Genomic DNA, 18,738 nt, shown 5'->3' with positions numbered 1-18,738 from the left:
ACCACGACCGGAGGCCTATCGATGCAGCAGACCCGACTGACCGGCACCCTCCATCGCCCCGAATTCGAACGCGACAATTGCGGATTCGGCCTCATCGCACACATGGACGGGCAGGCCAGTCACTGGGTACTGGAAACTGCAATACGGGCTCTCGAACGGCTGACGCATCGCGGCGCGATCGCCGCCGACGGCAAGACCGGCGACGGCTGCGGCCTGCTGATGCGGACCCCCGAACCGTTCCTGCGCCAGCTCGCGGATGAAGCCGGCATCGCGCTGGCCGAACGCTTCGCCGCCGGCCTGGTGTTCATCAACCCCGAGGCCATCACCGAGACCCGTGCCGCAGTGGAAGACGCCCTCGACCGTGGCGGCCTAACCCCGGCCGGCTGGCGCGAAGTTCCGGTCGACCCCGAAGCGTGCGGGGCGGAAGCCCTGCGCACCCAGCCGCACATCCTCCAGCTGTTCGTCAACGCCCCGGCGGAGATGGACGGCGACGCCTTCGAACGCGCCCTGTACGTCGCGCGGCGGCGCGCCGAGATGGCGATGGCTTCGGACCCGGTGTTCTACGTGCCGAGCCTGTCGGCGCGGGTACTGTCGTACAAGGGTCTGGTGATGCCGGCCAACCTGCCGGTCTTTTACCCCGACCTGCAGCGCCCGGAGCTGGAAACCGCGATCTGCGTGTTCCACCAGCGCTTCTCCACCAACACCTGGCCGCAGTGGGGCCTGGCCCAGCCTTTCCGCTTCCTCGCCCACAACGGCGAGATCAACACCGTGCAGGGCAACCGCAACTGGGCGGTCGCGCGTCAGCACAAGTTCGCCAATGAACTGCTGCCGGAACTGGCCGAGCTGGAACCGCTGGTCAATCTGGAAGGCTCCGATTCGCAGAGCCTCGACAACATGCTCGAGGTCCTGCTGGCCGGGGGCATGGACCTGTTCCGTGCGATGCGCCTGCTGGTCCCGCCGGCGTGGCAGAACGTCGCGCACATGGATCCGGATCTGCGCGCGTTCTACGAGTACAACTCCATGCACATGGAGCCCTGGGACGGCCCGGCCGGCATCGTGCTGACCGACGGCCGCTACGCCGGCTGCACCCTGGACCGCAACGGCCTGCGCCCGGCGCGTTACGTGATCACGAAGGACCGCCATATCACCCTGGCCTCGGAGATCGGCGTGTACGACTACGCCCCCGAGGACGTGGTCGCCAAGGGCCGCCTGAAGCCCGGACAGATGCTCGCCGTGGATACCGAAACCGGCGATCTGCTGCAGCCCGAGGACATCGACCGGATCAACCGCAAGCGTCAGCCCTATCGCCAGTGGCTGCGCGCGCAGGTGCACCACCTGAAAAGCCAGCTGGACGACAACCAGCTGTTTTCCGGCGAGCCGATGCCTGCCGACCGCCTGGAGACCTACGAAAAGCTGTTCGACGTCACCTTCGAGGAACGGGACCAGATCCTGCGCGTACTGGCCGAGGCCGGCCAGGAGGCCGTCGGCTCGATGGGCGACGACACCCCGTTCGCCGTGCTGTCGCAGCAGACCCGTTCGCTGTACGACTACTTCCGCCAGCAGTTCGCCCAGGTCACCAACCCGGCGATCGACCCGCTGCGCGAGAGCATCGTGATGTCGCTGGAGACCTGCTTCGGCCGCGAACAGGGGCTGTTCGAGGAAACCCCGGAACACGCCCACCGACTGGTCGCGGATTCTCCGGTGCTGTCCGAGGCGAAATTCCGCGAACTGTGCAACGCCACCGACGATGCCTTTCGCGTTGAACGCCTGGACCTCAACTACGACCGCCAGCACCACGGCCTCGAATCGGCGCTGAAGCAGCTCACCGAAGACGCGGTGCAGGCGGTGCGCGACGGCGCCGTGATCCTCGTACTGTCCGACCGCGCGATCGATCGCGAGCGCCGGCCGATCCCCGCGGCGCTGGCGGTCGGCGCGGTGCATCACGCCCTGATCGCCGCGCGCCTGCGTACCGACGCCAACATCGTCATCGAGACCGCCACCGTGCGCGACCCGCACCACTTCGCGGTCCTGATTGGCTATGGCGCGACCGCGATCTATCCCTATCTCGCCTACTCCGCGCTGCACGGCATGAGCGAATCCGGGGAAATCCCGGGGGTGGACGCCCTTACCCTGGCGCAGAACTATCGCAAGGGGATCAACAAGGGCCTGTTCAAGATCCTGTCCAAGATGGGCATCTCGACCATCGCCAGTTACCGCGGGGCCCAGCTGTTCGAGATCGTCGGTCTCGCCGACGAGGTCGTGGAGACCTGCTTCAAGGGCACCACCAGTCGCATCCGGGGCACCCGTTTCACCGATATCGAGGAAGACCTGGATACCCTCGCACAGCGTGCCTGGAATCCGCGCAAGGCGCCCAAGCAGGGCGGGCTGCTGAAGTACATCCACGGCGGCGAATACCACGCCTACAACCCGGACGTGATCCAGACCCTGCACCGCGCGGTGCAGTCCGGTGACTACGGGGTGTACCAGGAATACGCAGCCCTGGTAAACGAACGCCCGGTGGCGACCCTGCGCGACCTGCTCAAGCCGCGCGAGGACATCGAGCCGATCGAGGTCGACGAGGTCGAATCCGAGGCCGACATCCTGCCGCGTTTCGACTCCGCCGGCATGAGCCTGGGCGCGCTGTCGCCGGAGGCCCATGAGGCTCTCGCCACCGCGATGAACCGCCTCGGCGGGCGTTCCAACTCCGGCGAGGGCGGCGAGGCCGTCTCCCGCTACGGCACCGAGCGCATGTCCAAGATCAAGCAGGTGGCCTCCGGCCGCTTCGGCGTGACCCCGCATTACCTGGTCAACGCCGAGGTGCTGCAGATCAAGGTCGCCCAGGGTGCCAAGCCCGGCGAGGGCGGCCAGCTGCCGGGCCACAAGGTCAACAAGATGATCGCCGAGTTGCGCTACTCGAATCCGGGCGTGGCCCTGATCTCGCCGCCGCCGCATCACGACATCTATTCCATCGAGGACCTGGCGCAGCTGATCTTCGACCTCAAGCAGGTGAACCCCAACGCCCTGGTCTCGGTGAAGCTGGTCTCCGAGGCCGGCGTCGGCACCGTGGCCGCGGGTGTGGCCAAGGCCTACGCCGACCTGATCACCATCTCCGGTTACGACGGCGGCACCGGGGCCAGCCCGCTGACCTCGGTCAAGTACGCCGGCACCCCGTGGGAGCTGGGCCTGGCCGAGACCCACGCGACCCTGCGCGGCAACGACCTGCGCGACAAGGTGCGCCTGCAGACCGACGGCGGCCTGAAGACCGGGCTGGACGTGATCAAGGCGGCGATCCTGGGTGCCGAGAGCTTCGGCTTCGGCACCGGCCCGATGGTCGCGCTGGGCTGCAAGTACCTGCGCATCTGCCACCTGAACAACTGTGCGACGGGTGTCGCCACGCAGGACAAGGTGCTGCGCATGAACCACTTCATCGGCCTGCCCGAGATGGTCATGCACTACTTCCAGTTCGTCGCCCGCGAGACCCGCGAGTGGATGGCGAAACTGGGCGTGCGCAGCCTGACGGACCTGATCGGCCGTACCGACCTGCTCGAGGTCCTGCCGGGCGAAACGCCCCGGCAGCAGCACCTGGCCGTCGACCGCCTGCTGGAGACCGGCGACCTGGACGACAAGCCGCGCTTCTGCAAGGAGCCGAAGAACGAGCCGTTCGACAAGGGCGAACTGGCCGAACGGATGGTCGCGGACATGCTCGACGCCATCGAAAACAAGGCCGGCGGCGAGCACCACTACCAGTGCAGCAACACCGACCGCTCCATCGGCGCGCGGCTCTCCGGCGAGATTGCCCGACGCCACGGCAACCAGGGCATGGCCGAAGCCCCGCTGCAGGTACGCCTGCAGGGCACCGCCGGGCAGAGCTTCGGGGTGTGGAACGCCGGTGGCCTGCACCTGTACCTGGAAGGTGATGCCAACGACTACGTCGGCAAGGGCATGACCGGCGGCAAGCTGGTGATCCGCCCGCCGGAAGGTTCGGGCTTTGCCAGCCAGGACACAACCATCATGGGCAACACCTGCCTTTACGGGGCCACCGGCGGCAAGCTGTTCGCCGCCGGTCAGGCCGGCGAGCGCTTCGGCGTGCGCAATTCCGGGGCCATTGCGGTGGTGGAAGGCGTGGGCGACCACGGCTGCGAGTACATGACTGGCGGGGTGATGACCATCCTCGGCGGTACCGGCGTCAACTTCGGTGCCGGCATGACCGGCGGCTTCGCCTTCGTGCTGGACCGGGAGAACGACTTCCCGGATCGCATCAACAACGAGCTGATCGACCTGCACCGCCTCGACACCGAGGACATGGAGGCCCATCGCAACTATCTCGAGGAACTCATCACCGAGTTCGTGCACGAGACGGACAGCGCCTGGGGCCGCCAGGTCCTCGAACAGTTCGACAGCTGGCAGGGTTCCTTCTGGCTGGTCAAACCCAAGGCGGCCGATCTCAGCGGCCTGCTCGCCAACCTGCGCCAGGCGGCCTGACCGGGCCTGCACCCCGGAGCCAGACCCGTCACGGGCCCCGCAAGGGGCCCGTTCTGTTTGCGGCCCCCTTCGCCGGACACCACTGGACGCTGCAGGCCCGCAGGTCAATACTGGGGGCAGTAACGGCATTCTTGGTACGGAGGCAGCCGATGGGAATGGCCAACGCCCGGACGTTCACGCCGGTGGACGAATACCTGCAGGGAGAGCTGGAGACCGAGATCCGGCACGAATACGTCAATGGCACCGTCTATGCCATGGGCGGGGCCAGCCGCAATCACAACATCGTCACCATGAACCTTGGCACCGCATTGCACGCCGCCCTGCGCGGCGGTCCGTGCCAGACCTTCATGGCCGACATGAAGGTGCATCTGCGCCTGGGTGACGACGAGCTGTTCTACTATCCCGACGTCATGGTCGGCTGCGACCCGGACGACCGTCACCGCTACTATCTCGAGCGCCCGCGGGTGATTGCCGAGGTGACCTCGCCGGCCACCGAACGCCTCGACCGCCGGGAGAAGCTGCTGGCCTATACCCGGCTCGACAGCCTCGCCACCTACCTGATCGTCGAGCAGCAGCGCCCGGCGGTCCAGGTCTATCGGCGAAACGCCGGCTGGGCCGCGGAATACCTCGGCGCCGAGGACCGCCTGGAGCTCCCCGAGCTGGAATGGAGCCTGCCCGTGGAGGAGCTCTACACCGGCATCGACCCCGACGCCGTCGCCGAGGACCCCGCCCCGCCATACCGCTGACCCCGCACCTGATCGGCCGGAGGGCCGGCCTCCTGCGATCCACCCCTGTGCGGTGATGTAGGAGCGCAGCCCCCTGCGCGATCCGGCGCTCCGACCGCGGTCTCCGGCGGGCCAATGGTCCCTGCGGGTGCGGGCGCGGTATTATGCACGGCCACGCCCCGCCCGGGGCGGACTCTCCCGTCCGGCGACGAGGACCATGGCAGGCCGTATCCCGCAGGCATTCATCGACGAGCTGCTCGAGCGCACCGACATCGTGGAGGTGGTGCGCCGGCGCGTCAGCCTGAAGAAGGCCGGCAGCGAATACGCCGCCTGCTGCCCGTTCCACGGCGAAAAGACCCCGTCGTTCTACGTATCCCCGCAGAAGCAGTTCTACCACTGCTTCGGCTGCGGCGTGCACGGCACCGCCATCGGCTTCCTGATGGATTACGAGAACCTCGCCTTTCCCGAGGCAGTGGAACAGCTCGCCGAACAGGCCGGCCTGGAGGTCCCGCGCGAACACGACGACAGCCCGCGCCAGGACGCCACCGCGCCGCTGTACGCGGCGCTGGAGGCGGCGGCGGACTACTTCGTGCGCCAGCTGCGCGAGACCCCGCGTGCGGTCGATTACCTGAAAAACCGCGGCATCGACGGCGCCACGGCGCGCGATTTCCGCCTCGGCTGGGCCCCGGCATCGGGGCTGCTGCAGGCCCTGTCGGACCGCTTCTCCCCGCAGCAGCTGGTGGATGCCGGCCTCGCCGCGCGCCGCGACAATGGCGACCTGCGCGAACGTTTCCGCGCCCGCATCATGTTCCCCATCCGCGACCGGCGCGGGCGTGTCACCGGGTTTGGCGGGCGCCTGATCGACGACGGCGAGCCCAAGTACCTCAACAGCCCCGAAAGCACGGTCTTCCACAAGGGACAGACCATCTACGGCCTGTTCGAGACCCGCCGCGCGCAGACCCGGCTGGATCACCTGGTGGTGGTCGAGGGGTACATGGATGTGGTCGCGCTGGCCCGCAGCGGCTACCACCGGGCGGTCGCCTGCATGGGGACGGCTCTGGGACGCAGCCACTTCGACGTGCTGTTCCGCCAGGTCGGCCACCTGACCCTGTGCTTCGACGGCGACGCCGCCGGACGCCGCGCCGCTTCGCGCGCGCTGGAACAGGCACTGCCGGTGATGCAGGGCATGCGTGAGGTCCGTTTCCTGTTCCTGCCCGAGGGCGACGACCCCGACAGCCTGGTGCGCCGCGAAGGCCTCGCCGCCTGGGAACGGCTGCTGGAGCAGGTCCTGCCGCTGTCCGAGGCCCTGATCCGCCTGCTGCGCGACGAACACCCCACCGACACCGCGGAAGGGCGCACGCATTTCGCCCACGCCGCGGTGCGCCGCATCGCCACCACGCGCGATCCGCTGTTCCGCGAACTGCTGTGCGAGCGCGTCGCCGAGGAGAGCCACCTCCCGCGCGAGCGCCTGGAGGAACAGCTGCAGGCTGCCGCCTCCGCCGACGCCGGTTCCGCACGCGGGCCCGCACCCGCGTCGGGGGCCAACGCCCCGCCGGCCCACGACCCGGAGATGACCGCCCGGCCACCGGCCGGCACCGGCGGTCGCCGCAGCTCGTCGCTGTGGGCCGCACTGCTCGCGCGCATCCTGCAGCATCCGGAACTGGACTGGGACACCCCCGCCCTGCGCGAGCTGGCGGCCGCCAGCGGCGAGGCTTCCGGCACCCTCGGCCGACTGCTGGAGGCCCTGGGCGAGCAGCCGCGGCCGGATACCGCGCGGCTGCTGGAACGATTCCGCGAACACCCGCGCTTCGAACGCCTGCTGTCGCTGGCCGGCGCCGAGCTGCACGACGGCGAAGACGGGATGACCCGTCAGGTCGCACTGGACGCCGCCGACCAGCTGCTGCGGCGCCACTGCCGCGAACGCATCCGTGAACTCACCGCTTCCGGGAGTCTGGATACGGAACAACGCGACGAACTCGCGCGTCTCACCTCCATCCTGCAGGGCTGAAGGCGAGACCGCGCCGCAGTCACAGCTGCAACCCGTGACCCCTTGAAATCCCCGTTCGTGCCCGCATCCACTTGATTGCACGAACCATTTTTCGCGCGCCTCGCGGGGCGAGCAATATAAGAAACTTCTGCTATAATGCAGGGTTCACTTTTCGAAGCCGAACGACGAACCTCGGAGATCAGATCGCGATGAACCGTGAAGAGCAGCAATCCCAGCTCAAGGAACTCATTGCCAAGGGCAAGGAGCAGGGATACCTCACGTATACCGAGGTGAACGACCACCTGCCCGAAACCATCATCGACTCCGACCAGGTCGAAGACATCATCGCGATGATCAACGACATGGGCATCGAAGTCCACGAACAGGCGCCCGATGCCGACAGCCTGCTGCTGTCCGACGGCTCGGTGTCCGCCGACGAGGACGCCGAGGACGCGGTCGCCGCACTGGCCTCCGCCGACAGCGACTTCGGCCGCACCACCGATCCCGTGCGCATGTACATGCGCGAGATGGGCACCGTGGAACTGCTCACCCGCGAGGGCGAGATCCGCATCGCCAAACGTATCGAAGAAGGCCTGATGCAGGTCCTGTTCGCGCTGGCCCACCATCCCGGCGCGATCGACAAGCTCATCAAGGATTACGACCAGATCGTCGAGAACGGCAGCCGCCTGACCGACCTGGTGGTGTCCTTCATCGAGCCCGACGGCACCAATGGCGAGGCCGTCGCCCGTGGCCTGGCCGAAGAGGTCGACGTCAAGGAGCAGCCTCAGCCGAAGAAGGAAGAGGCCGCCTCGCCCGAACTGGACGCCATCTCCGAGGCCGTGGACGAAGCCGACGAAGAGGCCGGCGAGCCGGTGGACAACGGGCCCGACCCCGAAGAGGCCCGCCAGCGCTTCGAAAAACTGCGCGAACTGCACGCCCGCGCCCACGCCGCCTTCGAGGCCGGCGACATGGAGGCCTACGCCACTGCGCGCGAGCAGACCGCGAAGTACTTCATGGAGTTCAAGCTGGTGCCGCGCGTGGTCGACCAGCTGACCCAGGAACTGCACGAGACCATCGACCGGATCCGCAAGCACGAACGCCGGATCATGGACATGGCCGTGAACCAGGCGCACATGCCGCGCAAGACCTTCATCGACGGCTTCCCGCGCAACGAGACCAACCTCAACTGGATCCAGGAGGTCCAGAAGGAAGGCAAGGGCAAGTATGTCAGCGCCCTTGCCGAGTTCGAGGACGACATCGTGCGCACGCAGAAGAAGCTGGCCGAGATCGAACGCGAAGCCAGCCTCAGCATCTCCGAGATCAAGGAGATCAACCGCCGCATGTCCATCGGCGAGGCCAAGGCCCGCCGCGCCAAGAAGGAGATGGTCGAGGCCAACCTGCGCCTGGTGATCTCCATCGCCAAGAAGTACACCAACCGCGGCCTGCAGTTCCTCGACCTGATCCAGGAAGGCAACATCGGTCTGATGAAGGCGGTGGACAAGTTCGAATACCGTCGCGGCTACAAGTTCTCGACCTACGCCACCTGGTGGATCCGCCAGGCCATCACCCGCTCCATCGCGGACCAGGCCCGGACCATCCGTATTCCGGTGCACATGATCGAGACCATCAACAAGCTCAACCGCGTCTCCCGCCAGATGCTGCAGGAGATGGGCCGCGAGGCCACGCCGGAAGAGCTGGCCGAGCGCATGGAGATGCCCGAGGACAAGATCCGCAAGGTGATGAAGATCTCCAAGGAACCGATCTCCATGGAGACCCCGATCGGCGACGACGAAGACTCGCACCTGGGCGACTTCATCGAGGACGAGAAGGTCGCTTCGCCGACCGAATCCGCCGCCCAGGAAAGCCTCACCGAGGCCACCCGCGAGATCCTGTCCACGCTGACCCCGCGCGAGGCCAAGGTCCTGCGCATGCGCTTCGGCATCGACATGAACACCGACCACACCCTCGAGGAAGTCGGCAAGCAGTTCGACGTCACCCGCGAGCGTATCCGCCAGATCGAGGCCAAGGCCCTGCGCAAGCTGCGCCACCCGACCCGCGCGGAACTGCTGCGCACCTACATGGACGCCGAATAACCGGCGTCCCGCGCCCCGTCCCGCAGACGGGCCAGCCCTCCACGATGCGGCGCCCTGCCCCCTCGGGGTAGAATGGCGCCGCTGTCGTTTGCGGCCCCGCGCCGCAGACCCACCCGAGCACCCGGGCCTGTAGCTCAGTTGGTTAGAGCAGAGGACTCATAATCCTTTGGTCGTCGGTTCGAGTCCGACCGGGCCCACCACTCGCTTGCGCTCGCGCCGTTCCGTGAACGGATTCCCGGCAAGTCCGCTGGCCCGCTCCGCATCGGTGTCGTATGGTGAGTGGGGTAATATATCCAGCCTGGCTGTTGGGTTGGTGCGACTTCCATTTCAGCCGGACACACCTCTGGACTCAATCTCGCCCGTACACCATTTCTGACACCCCCGGACTCCTGTCGGAGCCTGCCGGCCATTGAGGACCTCCCGATGCCCAGAACCGTTGCCCCGCCGCTCAAAAGCTGCCGTCACGCCCTCTCGACGCTTGCCCTTTGCGCCACGACCGTCTGGGCCGCCCCGGCCCTGGCCGGGGACGACCCGGTCGCCTTTTTCGAGGAATACTGGGGGACGAAGGTCGACTTCAGCGACCGGGACGCGCTCGAGCGCTTCTACAGCGCCGAGGCCCTGAGCGAACTGGAGGGATTCACCGACGGCGAAAAGGCGATGCTCAAGGAGCTGGGCGCCCAGCTGGAACTGTTCAAGACCTCCACCGAGATCGCCGGGATCGATGTCATCGACGCGGACGACGATCAGGCGCGGATCGAGGCCGACCTTCGCGTCACCGACGAGGACGCGCGCCGGGAGATGGCCTCCGGGCTCGACGCCGATATCCGGCTGACCCGCCAGGACGGGGAGTGGCGCATCAACGAAGAGCACTTCCACATGCGGAGTCCGGAACGCCGTGGCGCGGGTGACCTGGAATGCCCCGAGGACGCGGTGGTGGGCAACCCGGACGCCCCGAACCACCTCACCGTCACCGATGGCGGCCGGAGCTGGGAACTCCGCTTTGAAAAGGCCTCGCTGGTCGCCACGGAGACCCGCCCCCGCCTGGACCTGGCACAAATCGACACCACCCCGTGGCGGCTGGTCTTGCCGCACCTCAACCTCGACGAGTCGGAACAGGAAGTCCGGATCAGCGTGCCCACATCCGCCGAACCGCATTGTTTCGATCTGCCGGAGGGGATGCGTGGACCGGACGGAGACATCGTTGGCCGCCTGGTGTTCGATGAGCCCCCGGCTCAGGGGCAGACCGAGTACAGCGCCCGCATCGAGATCCCCGCCGACCAGGGGGACTTCGGGGTGCGGGGTACCGTCAAGCGGGGCCTGCTGGTCGAGCCCACTCCGGGCGCAGTCGAAGAAGGGTCGCACTACATCGACGACGGCGAAGAACTGGGGGTCGCACGAGGCCTGTTCTTCCACCGCCCTGCGGACAATGCGGTCCATGTCAATGGCATATATTCCCGGGGCAGTGGCCGCGGCTGGGGTAGTTTCCGCACGAGCGTGGTTCAATTCGACGGCGAACCCGGGGTCTACACCAGCACCCAGCGCAGGCATTTTGACGGCGAATTCCAGGATGTAACCGAGATCACCCTAGTGCACGCCTTCTCGGAAGACCGGGTGGAGATGGAACGCCGACGGTTGCCCGCAAACGAAATGCCGGATGGCGAACCGAGCCTTGAGGAGGCCGGCGATCTGGGCGAGGCTCACTGGTACATGGTCACGGATCAGCTGATGACCGACCCGGAACTCGAGCGCGTCAGCACCCCCTGACGCCACCGCCGGAGGTACGGAACCATGATGCGACTGATCTTCACCCTGCTACGCATGCGCCGTCTGATGCGGCTCTACCGCATGTTTGCCGGCGGCGGACGGAACCGATCCCGGCGGCAGCACCAGCCCCGGGAATCCGGCTCGCGGGACAAGCCGCATCAGAGTGCTCCGGGCACACGCAACCGTGACCCGGACGATCACCAGCAATGACCGGGTCCTGACAACCCCGCGCCCCGGGGCAAGCCCGGGGCCCTTCTCGAAACGGGTGCTCAGTCGCCCGTGAGCAGCTCCTGCAGGGTTTCCGCGTCCAGCGGTGGCTGGTCGTCATCCTGCCCCTTGCGGCCATACACGTGGTCGGCCAGATGCTGCTTGCGCTCCTGCAGGCTCAGGATCTTCTCCTCCACCGTTCCTTCGGTCACCAGCTTGTACACGAACACCGGTTTGTCCTGACCGATGCGGTGCGCGCGGTCCGTCGCCTGAGCCTCCACCGCGGGATTCCACCAGGGATCGTAGTGGATGACCGTATCCGCCTCGGTGAGATTGAGCCCTACCCCGCCCGCCTTGAGGCTCACCAGGAACACACTGGCCTGCCCGGAGCGGAAACGCTCGATCGCCTCATCGCGCTTGCGCGTCTGCCCGGTCAGCTTGCTGTAGGCGATTCCGCGTTCCTCCAGCGCGTGCTGGATCAGACCCAGCATCCGGGTGAACTGCGAAAACAGCAGGATCCGGCGCCCTTCATCCAGGAGTTCCGGCAGGATCTCCAGCAGCAGCTCCAGCTTGGCCGAAGGGATACCCCGGGTATCGTGCCCGCCGCTCTGCACCAGTCGCGGGTCGCAGCACACCTGCCGCAGCTTCAGCAGGGCATCGAGGATGGTAATGTGACTGCGCGCCAGCCCCTTGCGGGCCACCGCATCGCGAACTTTCTTCTCCATCGTCAGACGGATGCTCTCGTACAGGGTTCCCTGCCGGCTCCCCATGCGCGTCGTCCGCAGCAGCTCCGTGCGGGGCGGCAGTTCTTCGGCCACCCGGTCCTTGGTGCGGCGCAGCATAAACGGAGCCACGCGGCGACCGAGCCGACCCATGCGCTCCTGATCGCCCTCCTCCTCGATCGGCTTGCGGTACTGCTGACGAAAACGTTTCTGATCCCCCAGAAACCCCGGCAGCAGAAAATCGAACTGCGCCCACAGTTCGCCCAGGTGGTTTTCCATGGGCGTCCCCGTCAGACACAGCCGATGCCGCGCCTCCAGGCTGCGCACCACCTGCGAGGCCCGCGCCCGCGGGTTCTTGATCTGCTGCGCCTCGTCCAGAATCAGGCAGTGCCACGGCTGCGCCTCCACCACCGGATGATCCCGTGCCAGCAAGGGATAGGTGCTCAGCACCAGATCGAACTCGGTCAGCCGCTCGAAGTACTGCTTGCGCTGCGGCCCCTGCAGCACCAGCACCTTCAGCTGCGGCGCAAACTGCTCCGCCTCGCGCTGCCAGTTGCTCATCAGGCTGGTGGGCGCAATGATCAGGCTGGGCCGGTCCATGCGGCCGGCTTCCTTCTCCGCCGTCAGGTGCGCCAGGGTCTGTACCGTCTTGCCCAGACCCATGTCGTCGGCCAGCACGCCGGACAGGTCATACTCGCGCAGGAACTGCATCCAGTTCAGGCCCTGCTGCTGGTAACCGCGCAGCTCCCCGTGAAAACCCGACGGCAGATCCACCGACCGAATGCCCTCGAAATCCTTCAGGCGCTGTGCCAGACGGTACAGCGCCTCGACACCGCCACCGCGGACCGGGGTGTCTCCCATCTCCAGCAGGCGCGGCGCATCCAGCCGCGACAGCGCGAGCCGCTCGCCGGCGTCGTCCACCTCCCGGTCGAACAGCTCGAACACCGTCTGCAGCACCGGACGCAGCCGGTCTCCCGGCACCGCCACGTAATGGCCCCCGCCGGTATCCAGATAGAGCGTCTCCGGCAACTCGTCATCGGGCGTGTATTCTTCCAGCAGATCCGTCAGCAGCGGCAGCAGCGGGACCGATCGCCCGTCGACCTCCAGGTCAAAACGCAGGTCGAACCAGTCCATGCCGGAGGGCTCCACCTCGGCCCCGATCCGGTCCGCATGCTCCAGCGTCGGCAGCGCTTCCGTCCCTTCAACGATCTCCCATCCCCGCTCGCGCAGCCCCGGCAGCACCTGCTCCTGAAACTCGAACCACCGCCGCACGGCCGCCGACGACAACAGCCCGTCTGCGGGATCACCCCCCGCCAGGCGTAAATGCCCCGGCCGCCCCTCAACGGACTGCAGCAGCCCCGAAGCCTCCAGCGTGGCCCGCGCCGCAGCCTCCTCCTCCGCATCCCGCGCGATACGCAAGACCCGGTCTTCCTCCTCCAGCACCGGAACCGTCGATTCATCTCCGGGCTCCAGGACGGCATCGTCATAACGGAAGCCCAGCCCCGCTGCGGCCGACTCCGGGCGGCCCGAATCAAACAGCAGTACCAGCCGCGGAACCGGCGCCAGCGTGCATTCCTCCACCGCCACCGGAACGGGCGTGGGCAGGCCCGCATCCTGCAGCACCAGGCGCCGGCTCACCGCAGCGGCCGAATCGGCCGGCACCGGCGGCGCAGACTCCAGATTGGCCAGATGCTCCCGATCCAGCCCCGGCGGCAATTGCAGCACACCCGCCTGCTCCGATGCCGGATCCACATACACCGGCGGGTCCAGGTCGGGGAACATCTCCAGCTCCGGACTGGCCACGCGCAGGAAATACCAGTCCCCCTGCGCGACCCACTCCAGCTCCAGATCCCGCACGGGCCCCGGCTGCAACGGCCCCTGCCGATCCTCGCCCCAATAGCAGCGCCCCGTCTCCAGCATCGCCAGCAGGGCCGTCGCACCGGCGCGCCCCCGGGGTTTCGGCTCATCCCACAAGTCCCACGCGCACGCCATCAACAACCGGCCGATCTCCTGATCGTCCGCCGACGCCCAGCTCGAACGGCCACCCACCGGCATCGCCAGCGACTGCGCCTTGACCCGACGCCCGACTCCCCATTTCCCGTCCTTGCGCCGACGCGAAACCACCATCGACACGTCCAGCTGCCCTGAATCCAGTGGATGGGGCTGCAGCACATACTGCAGCTGCTCCCCGGAAGCGGGCGCCGGAGCCGGTTCTGCCTGCGAACCGCGCGCCAGCCACGTCCCGAAATCCTCCCCCGCGGCGCCCGCCGACCACCGTTCTTCCTGTGCGCGCCAGGCCAGCACGGCCGCGACCACGTGCTTGCAGTTGAAGCCAACGGGGCAGTCACAGTGCCCCACGACGCGCGGCCCCTCATCAAACAAAACCATGACGTGCTGATCGTACATACGCCGGCCGCTGCCGCGGCACCGGCCGTACAGATGCACCTCGTCCGATCCGGTCTCTTCCACGGACCGCAGCTGCACCCGCCCCGACTCGAAATATTCGACACCGCGCCGAAAGCTGCCCGAATCGAACTGGCTCGCCAGTTCCCGCACACTGTCCCCAAACGTAGACATTGATGAACTCCGCCAGAACCGATGGTGATGGCAGTCAGGCGCATGACATTCACGGGTAGAAGCCCGGGTCAGTCGTAAACCCCTCTCCGATGACCAATCCGCACCACCAGCACGACAAGCAACTCGTCGCGCAGCTCGCAGACCACCCGGTAATCGCCGACCCGATAGGGCCATAGCTCGGAAAACCGCCCCTTGAGGGGCTTGCCGAGCGTTCTCGGGTCGTGCATGTGGGCGACACGCCGTTCCAGATAATGGCGGATGCGCTTTCGCGCCTGCTGATCGAGTTTCTGCACGTCCTTTTGAGCGGAACGTGCGTACTCAATCCTCCACGTCACGCCAGAACTCCTCGGAGCCGATCACCTCTTCCTCCCCGCTTCGGACACGTTCCAGCGTCTGCTCGGCGAGATAGATGTCCTCCAGATCCTCCAGGTGTTCCTCGATGGCCTCGCGGATGTAATAAGTGGTCGTGCGGCCCGTCTTTTCGGCCAGCACTTTCAAGCGTGCATACGTCTCTTTCGGGAGCCGAACGGCCGTTTGCCGAGTATCTTCTGTGCGTATGCCCATGGCCCATACTCCTTCGGGATGCGTGCATACCAATATACATTCCCCGATCGCACCATGGAACTGCCCCGGCAGCCGGACCCTACGGTCAGCTTGCGATACCCCTGACTTTCCGGACCTGCCCCCACGGAACCAGGCGCACCCGGGCAAACGCCGAAGTATTTCCCTAGCACTTCGAGTAACCACAGTCGCGGCAGGTGAGGCAGCCGTCGATGAGGACCCGTTCGCCGCCGCACTGCGGACACGGGCCCATCCCGGAGGGCACGGGCAGGGACGGTTCCGCCCGGTGTGCGCCGGTGGCCCCCGGGGATCCGTCTCGGTAGAGGGCGGCAAGCTCGCGCAGCGGGCGGGGGTGGCCCTCCGGGTCGAGGAAGCCGCGGCGCTGGAGGATACGCTGCAGGGCGTGGGCGATGGCAGCGACCTCGGAGGGGTGGTACAGGGGCTTGCCGTATTCGTTGGTGCCGCAACGCACCGGACCGCGATCCCAGGTCACCTTGCGCAGGTCGCGCAGGGCGCGGGCGGCGTAGCCACCACGAGCCGCCAGCGACAGGCTGCGCATGGTGGCGGAGATCCACTGGTAGGATTCGGAGTGCTGGCCGGTGGGCAGGAAGAACTCGATCGGGCGCTCGATGGTCACCGTCTCGCCGCCCACCGTGCCGGAAACGGCCACGAAGCTGACCACCAGGTAGACCGTCTGCGGCCCTTCCTGGGTCCAGTAGCGGACTTTCTCGGTGACCGACTCGAGCTCGCCCTCGGGGCGCGACGGGATGCGCTTGCCGACCGGGTCGTCGTCGCCAGCCGGCGCCGACTCGCCCTGCGGAATATCCGAGCGGCGAAACGCGATGATGGGCTGATCGATCCGGTGCATGGTTTTCTCCGCAACGCCGTTACAGGTCGTCGTAGTAGCCCTCGTCCAGCGCGGCATAAAGGTTGGCGGCGGTGTGGACCTGGCCTTGGTATTCCACCTCTTCGTCGCCCCGCAGGGTCACCTCCTGCCCGTCTGCGAGCGTAAAGGTATACCAGGTGCTGCGCAGGCGCTCGGGGTCCATCAGCACGCCCATCTGCGCCTGCGGATTGGGCCGGTAGGTGGTGCACCCCTTGAGCCCCGCACGCCAGGCCTGCAGGTAGACTTCCTGGAACGCCTCGAACGGGATATCGCTCGGGACATTGAGCGTCCTGGAGATGGCCGAATCCACCCACGGCTGCGCGGCCGCCTGCATACGGATGTTGGCGTCCACACCGATCCGGTCGGCGGTGATGGCGCTGGCGGGGAGATCCCCCGGCCCCGCCTCGGCATCAACCAGGGCGCGATAGGCAAGCAGCTCGTACGAGTAGCAGTCGACGGCCTCGCGGGTACGCCGTCCGGGGCGGCGGATGTTGCGCGTGGTGTGATGGAGGAAGGTCGGCTCGATCCCGTTGCTGGCGTTGTTGGCCACCGAGAAGCTGATGGTCCCGGTGGGTGCGATCGAGGTGGCGTGGGTAAAGCGCGCGCCCTCCGCCGCCAGCGCGTCGACCAGCTCCGGATCCTCCCCGGCGATGCGCTGCATGTATTCGCTGAAGCGGGCGTGCAGTTCGCGTCCCTTCAGCACGTCCCCGACGCGGTAGCCGGCCTCGGACAGCGCCGGCTGACGCCGGAGCATGTCCGCGGTCAGCGTGAAATCCTCGTCCATGACCGGCGCCGGCCCCTTCTCCCGCGCCAGCGCCAGCCCGGCGCGCCAGCTCTCAAGCGCGAGCCGTCGACAGACTTCCGAGGTGAAGGCGGCGGCCGACTCGGAACCGTAGGTCTCGCCCAGCATCGCCAGGGCCGAACCGAGCCCGAGGATGCCCATGCCGTGGCGTCGCTTGCGCAGCATCTCCGCGCGCTGCGCCTCGAGCGGCAGCCCGGAGATATCCGCGACGTTGTCGAGCATGCGCGTGAACACGCCCACCACGCGCTCGAAGCGTTCCCAGTCGAACGCGGCGGAGTCGGTAAACGGCGCGGAGACGAACCGCGTCAGGTTCACCGACCCCAGCAGACAGGCCCCGTCCGGCGGCAGCGGCTCCTCGCCGCAGGGGTTGGTCGCGCGGATCACCTCGTCGAACCAGGCGTTGTTCTGGCGGTTCACCTGATCGATCAGGATGACGCCGGGCTCGCCGACGTCGTAGGTGCTGCGCATCAGGGTCTGCCACAGCTCGCGGGCGCGCACGCGGCGGTAGATGCGGCAGGCGACCCGACCCCGTTCGTCGATACGGTAATCATCCTCGATCACCGGCCAGTCGCGATAGACGATGTCGGATGCGGCCACCCGGCCCTGCTCCACGGGCAGCAGCGGGAAGCCCAGGATCCATTCGTCGTCGCGCTCGACCGCCTCGAGGAAGGCGTCGCGCACCAGCACCGAGAGATTGAACTGGGTCAGCCGTCCCTTGCGGCGCTTGGCCAGGATGAAGCGCTCGATGTCCGGGTGTCCGATGTCCAGCGTCGCCATCTGCGCCCCGCGGCGCCCGCCGGCCGCCCCGATGGTCTTGCAGGTCTGGTCGAAGATCTGCATGAACGCCACCGGCCCGTTGGTCGGAGCCCCCAGCCCGGCCACCGGCGCCCCCTTCGGCCGCAGGGTACTGAAGTCATAACCGATGCCCGCTCCTGCCTTCAGTGTCAGGCCGGCGGCAGTATTGGCATCGAGGATGGCCTGCAGGGAGTCGTGGATCGTGCGCGAGACGGTGCAGTTGATCAGCGTGGTGCGCGACTGGCGATCTTCAGCGCCGGCATTGGCGAGGATGCGCCCGGCCGGCACGGCACCATGCGCCAGCGCCCAGCGGAACTCGCGCTCGACCTCGGCGCGTTTCTCCGGCGCCTCCACCCCGGCCAGGGCACGGGCCACGCGGTCGAACATCGCCTCCACCGAGGCGTCCACCGGCTCGTCATCCGCATTGTGCAGCTGGTAACGCTCGGCCCAGATCGAAGCCGACGAGGGCTGCAGCGGCACGTCGGGCGACGTGTCTCCCGGGAACCGGACACTGCCTTGCGATTGTCGGCCCTTGCCCATGCTGACCTGCCACCATGCATCCACTGCGGGGGGCGCCCCCCGTGTTCCATCATGGGCGCCCGTGTCCGGCGCCGCAACATGGCCGCCGCCGGTGGCTGCTGGAGCTCCTGGAATGCAACAGTGGCAGGTTCGTCCTTGTGCAAGCGGCCCGGAACCGTCCCGGCCGCTGCGTTCAGTCCCCCTGCGCGCTGATCACGCCCCGCTGGAGGTCGATGGTGATCCGCTTGCCCTCGATGACCGTGGCGCAGGCCAGCAGGAAGATCTCCACGAACTCGTTTCGTTCTTCCTCCGGCATCTCGGTGGAGGCATTGAAGGTGCCGAACATGGTGTCGTGGGCACCCGCCGAGTAAAGGATCAGCCGCTGCATGGCGTCCTGGTCGTCCGGCGATGGCGCGGCGGTGTCCAGGGTCGGCTCGCCCACCTTCTCCTTGATGGTGGAGTAGAGGTGGAACAGGTACTCCGCCGCGCTCTGGCGCCCCCGCCGGTCCTGCAGGGTGAAGTTGGCGGAGACCTCCTGGCCACTGCGGGCGCGCAGGACGATGTATTTCGACTCGGGCTGATCGTCGGCGTAGGGATTCAGGATATCGGCCACGGTGT

12 protein-coding genes and 1 tRNA gene are annotated in these 18,738 nt (G+C 67.3%); 7 read left to right on the top strand and 6 right to left on the bottom strand.

The features are described 5' to 3' along the window. Positions 1-21: 21 nt before the first annotated feature. From gltB to F790_RS0105655, 7 genes are all read left to right on the top strand, one after another. Positions 22-4,482, top strand: coding sequence for a glutamate synthase large subunit (gltB, locus tag F790_RS0105685; protein WP_019591074.1), 4,461 nt, complete (start codon positions 22-24; stop codon positions 4,480-4,482). 149 nt (positions 4,483-4,631) lie between these two features. Then, positions 4,632-5,228 (top strand): Uma2 family endonuclease, encoded by a 597-nt coding sequence (locus tag F790_RS0105680; RefSeq protein ID WP_019591073.1) that lies wholly within the window; start codon positions 4,632-4,634, stop codon positions 5,226-5,228. 196 nt (positions 5,229-5,424) lie between these two features. Then, a complete protein-coding gene (dnaG, locus tag F790_RS0105675; protein WP_026332867.1) occupies positions 5,425-7,215 on the top strand; it encodes a DNA primase in 1,791 nt (596 codons plus the stop codon). 188 nt (positions 7,216-7,403) lie between these two features. Further along, positions 7,404-9,287, top strand: a complete 1,884-nt coding sequence (gene rpoD, locus F790_RS0105670) for an RNA polymerase sigma factor RpoD (RefSeq protein ID WP_019591071.1) — start codon at positions 7,404-7,406, stop codon at positions 9,285-9,287. A gap of 123 nt (positions 9,288-9,410) precedes the next feature. Continuing rightward, positions 9,411-9,487, top strand: a tRNA-Ile gene (locus tag F790_RS0105665). A gap of 223 nt (positions 9,488-9,710) precedes the next feature. Beyond that, positions 9,711-11,051 carry a nuclear transport factor 2 family protein gene (locus F790_RS0105660; protein ID WP_019591070.1) on the top strand — a complete coding sequence of 447 codons (1,341 nt, stop codon included), beginning with the start codon at positions 9,711-9,713 and terminating at the stop codon, positions 11,049-11,051. A gap of 24 nt (positions 11,052-11,075) precedes the next feature. Then, positions 11,076-11,261 carry a hypothetical protein gene (locus tag F790_RS0105655; RefSeq protein ID WP_019591069.1) on the top strand — a complete coding sequence of 62 codons (186 nt, stop codon included), beginning with the start codon at positions 11,076-11,078 and terminating at the stop codon, positions 11,259-11,261. A 59-nt stretch (positions 11,262-11,320) separates the two neighbouring features. On the opposite strand, the gene F790_RS0105650 is transcribed toward F790_RS0105655, so the two are convergent. From F790_RS0105650 to F790_RS0105625, 6 genes are all read right to left on the bottom strand, one after another. Further along, entirely contained in the window at positions 11,321-14,557 is a 3,237-nt protein-coding gene (locus F790_RS0105650; protein WP_019591068.1) for a DEAD/DEAH box helicase, read from the bottom strand. Positions 14,558-14,625: 68 nt separating this feature from the next. Then, entirely contained in the window at positions 14,626-14,892 is a 267-nt protein-coding gene (locus F790_RS0105645; RefSeq protein ID WP_019591067.1) for a type II toxin-antitoxin system RelE/ParE family toxin, read from the bottom strand. Then, positions 14,876-15,121, bottom strand: a complete 246-nt coding sequence (locus tag F790_RS0105640; protein ID WP_026300806.1) for a DUF6290 family protein — start codon at positions 15,119-15,121, stop codon at positions 14,876-14,878. The genes F790_RS0105645 and F790_RS0105640 overlap by 17 nt, the downstream gene beginning before the upstream one ends. 163 nt (positions 15,122-15,284) lie before the next feature. Then, the gene (locus F790_RS0105635) at positions 15,285-15,986 is read right to left on the bottom strand and encodes a hypothetical protein (RefSeq protein ID WP_019021720.1); all 702 of its coding nucleotides are present in this window, start codon (positions 15,984-15,986) and stop codon (positions 15,285-15,287) included. 19 nt (positions 15,987-16,005) lie between these two features. After that, positions 16,006-18,141 carry an adenosylcobalamin-dependent ribonucleoside-diphosphate reductase gene (locus tag F790_RS0105630; RefSeq protein ID WP_051081892.1) on the bottom strand — a complete coding sequence of 712 codons (2,136 nt, stop codon included), beginning with the start codon at positions 18,139-18,141 and terminating at the stop codon, positions 16,006-16,008. Positions 18,142-18,313: 172 nt separating this feature from the next. Then, positions 18,314-18,733 carry a hypothetical protein gene (locus tag F790_RS0105625; protein WP_019591065.1) on the bottom strand — a complete coding sequence of 140 codons (420 nt, stop codon included), beginning with the start codon at positions 18,731-18,733 and terminating at the stop codon, positions 18,314-18,316. Positions 18,734-18,738: the final 5 nt, after the last annotated feature.

It is taken from the genome of Thioalkalivibrio sp. ALE20, from assembly GCF_000381405.1.
Taxonomy (GTDB): Bacteria; Pseudomonadota; Gammaproteobacteria; order Ectothiorhodospirales; family Ectothiorhodospiraceae; genus Thioalkalivibrio.
Note: the sequence above shows the minus strand (reverse complement) of the source record. Positions and strands in the feature narration are given on the sequence as shown.

Coding starts and splice junctions, on each gene's coding strand:
- gltB (WP_019591074.1), top strand. CDS start 22: ATGCAGCAGACCCGACTGACCGGCACCCTCCATCGCCCCGAATTCGAA.
- F790_RS0105680 (WP_019591073.1), top strand. CDS start 4,632: ATGGGAATGGCCAACGCCCGGACGTTCACGCCGGTGGACGAATACCTG.
- dnaG (WP_026332867.1), top strand. CDS start 5,425: ATGGCAGGCCGTATCCCGCAGGCATTCATCGACGAGCTGCTCGAGCGC.
- rpoD (WP_019591071.1), top strand. CDS start 7,404: ATGAACCGTGAAGAGCAGCAATCCCAGCTCAAGGAACTCATTGCCAAG.
- F790_RS0105660 (WP_019591070.1), top strand. CDS start 9,711: ATGCCCAGAACCGTTGCCCCGCCGCTCAAAAGCTGCCGTCACGCCCTC.
- F790_RS0105655 (WP_019591069.1), top strand. CDS start 11,076: ATGATGCGACTGATCTTCACCCTGCTACGCATGCGCCGTCTGATGCGG.
- F790_RS0105650 (WP_019591068.1), bottom strand. CDS start 14,557: ATGTCTACGTTTGGGGACAGTGTGCGGGAACTGGCGAGCCAGTTCGAT.
- F790_RS0105640 (WP_026300806.1), bottom strand. CDS start 15,121: ATGGGCATACGCACAGAAGATACTCGGCAAACGGCCGTTCGGCTCCCG.
- F790_RS0105635 (WP_019021720.1), bottom strand. CDS start 15,986: ATGCACCGGATCGATCAGCCCATCATCGCGTTTCGCCGCTCGGATATT.
- F790_RS0105630 (WP_051081892.1), bottom strand. CDS start 18,141: ATGGGCAAGGGCCGACAATCGCAAGGCAGTGTCCGGTTCCCGGGAGAC.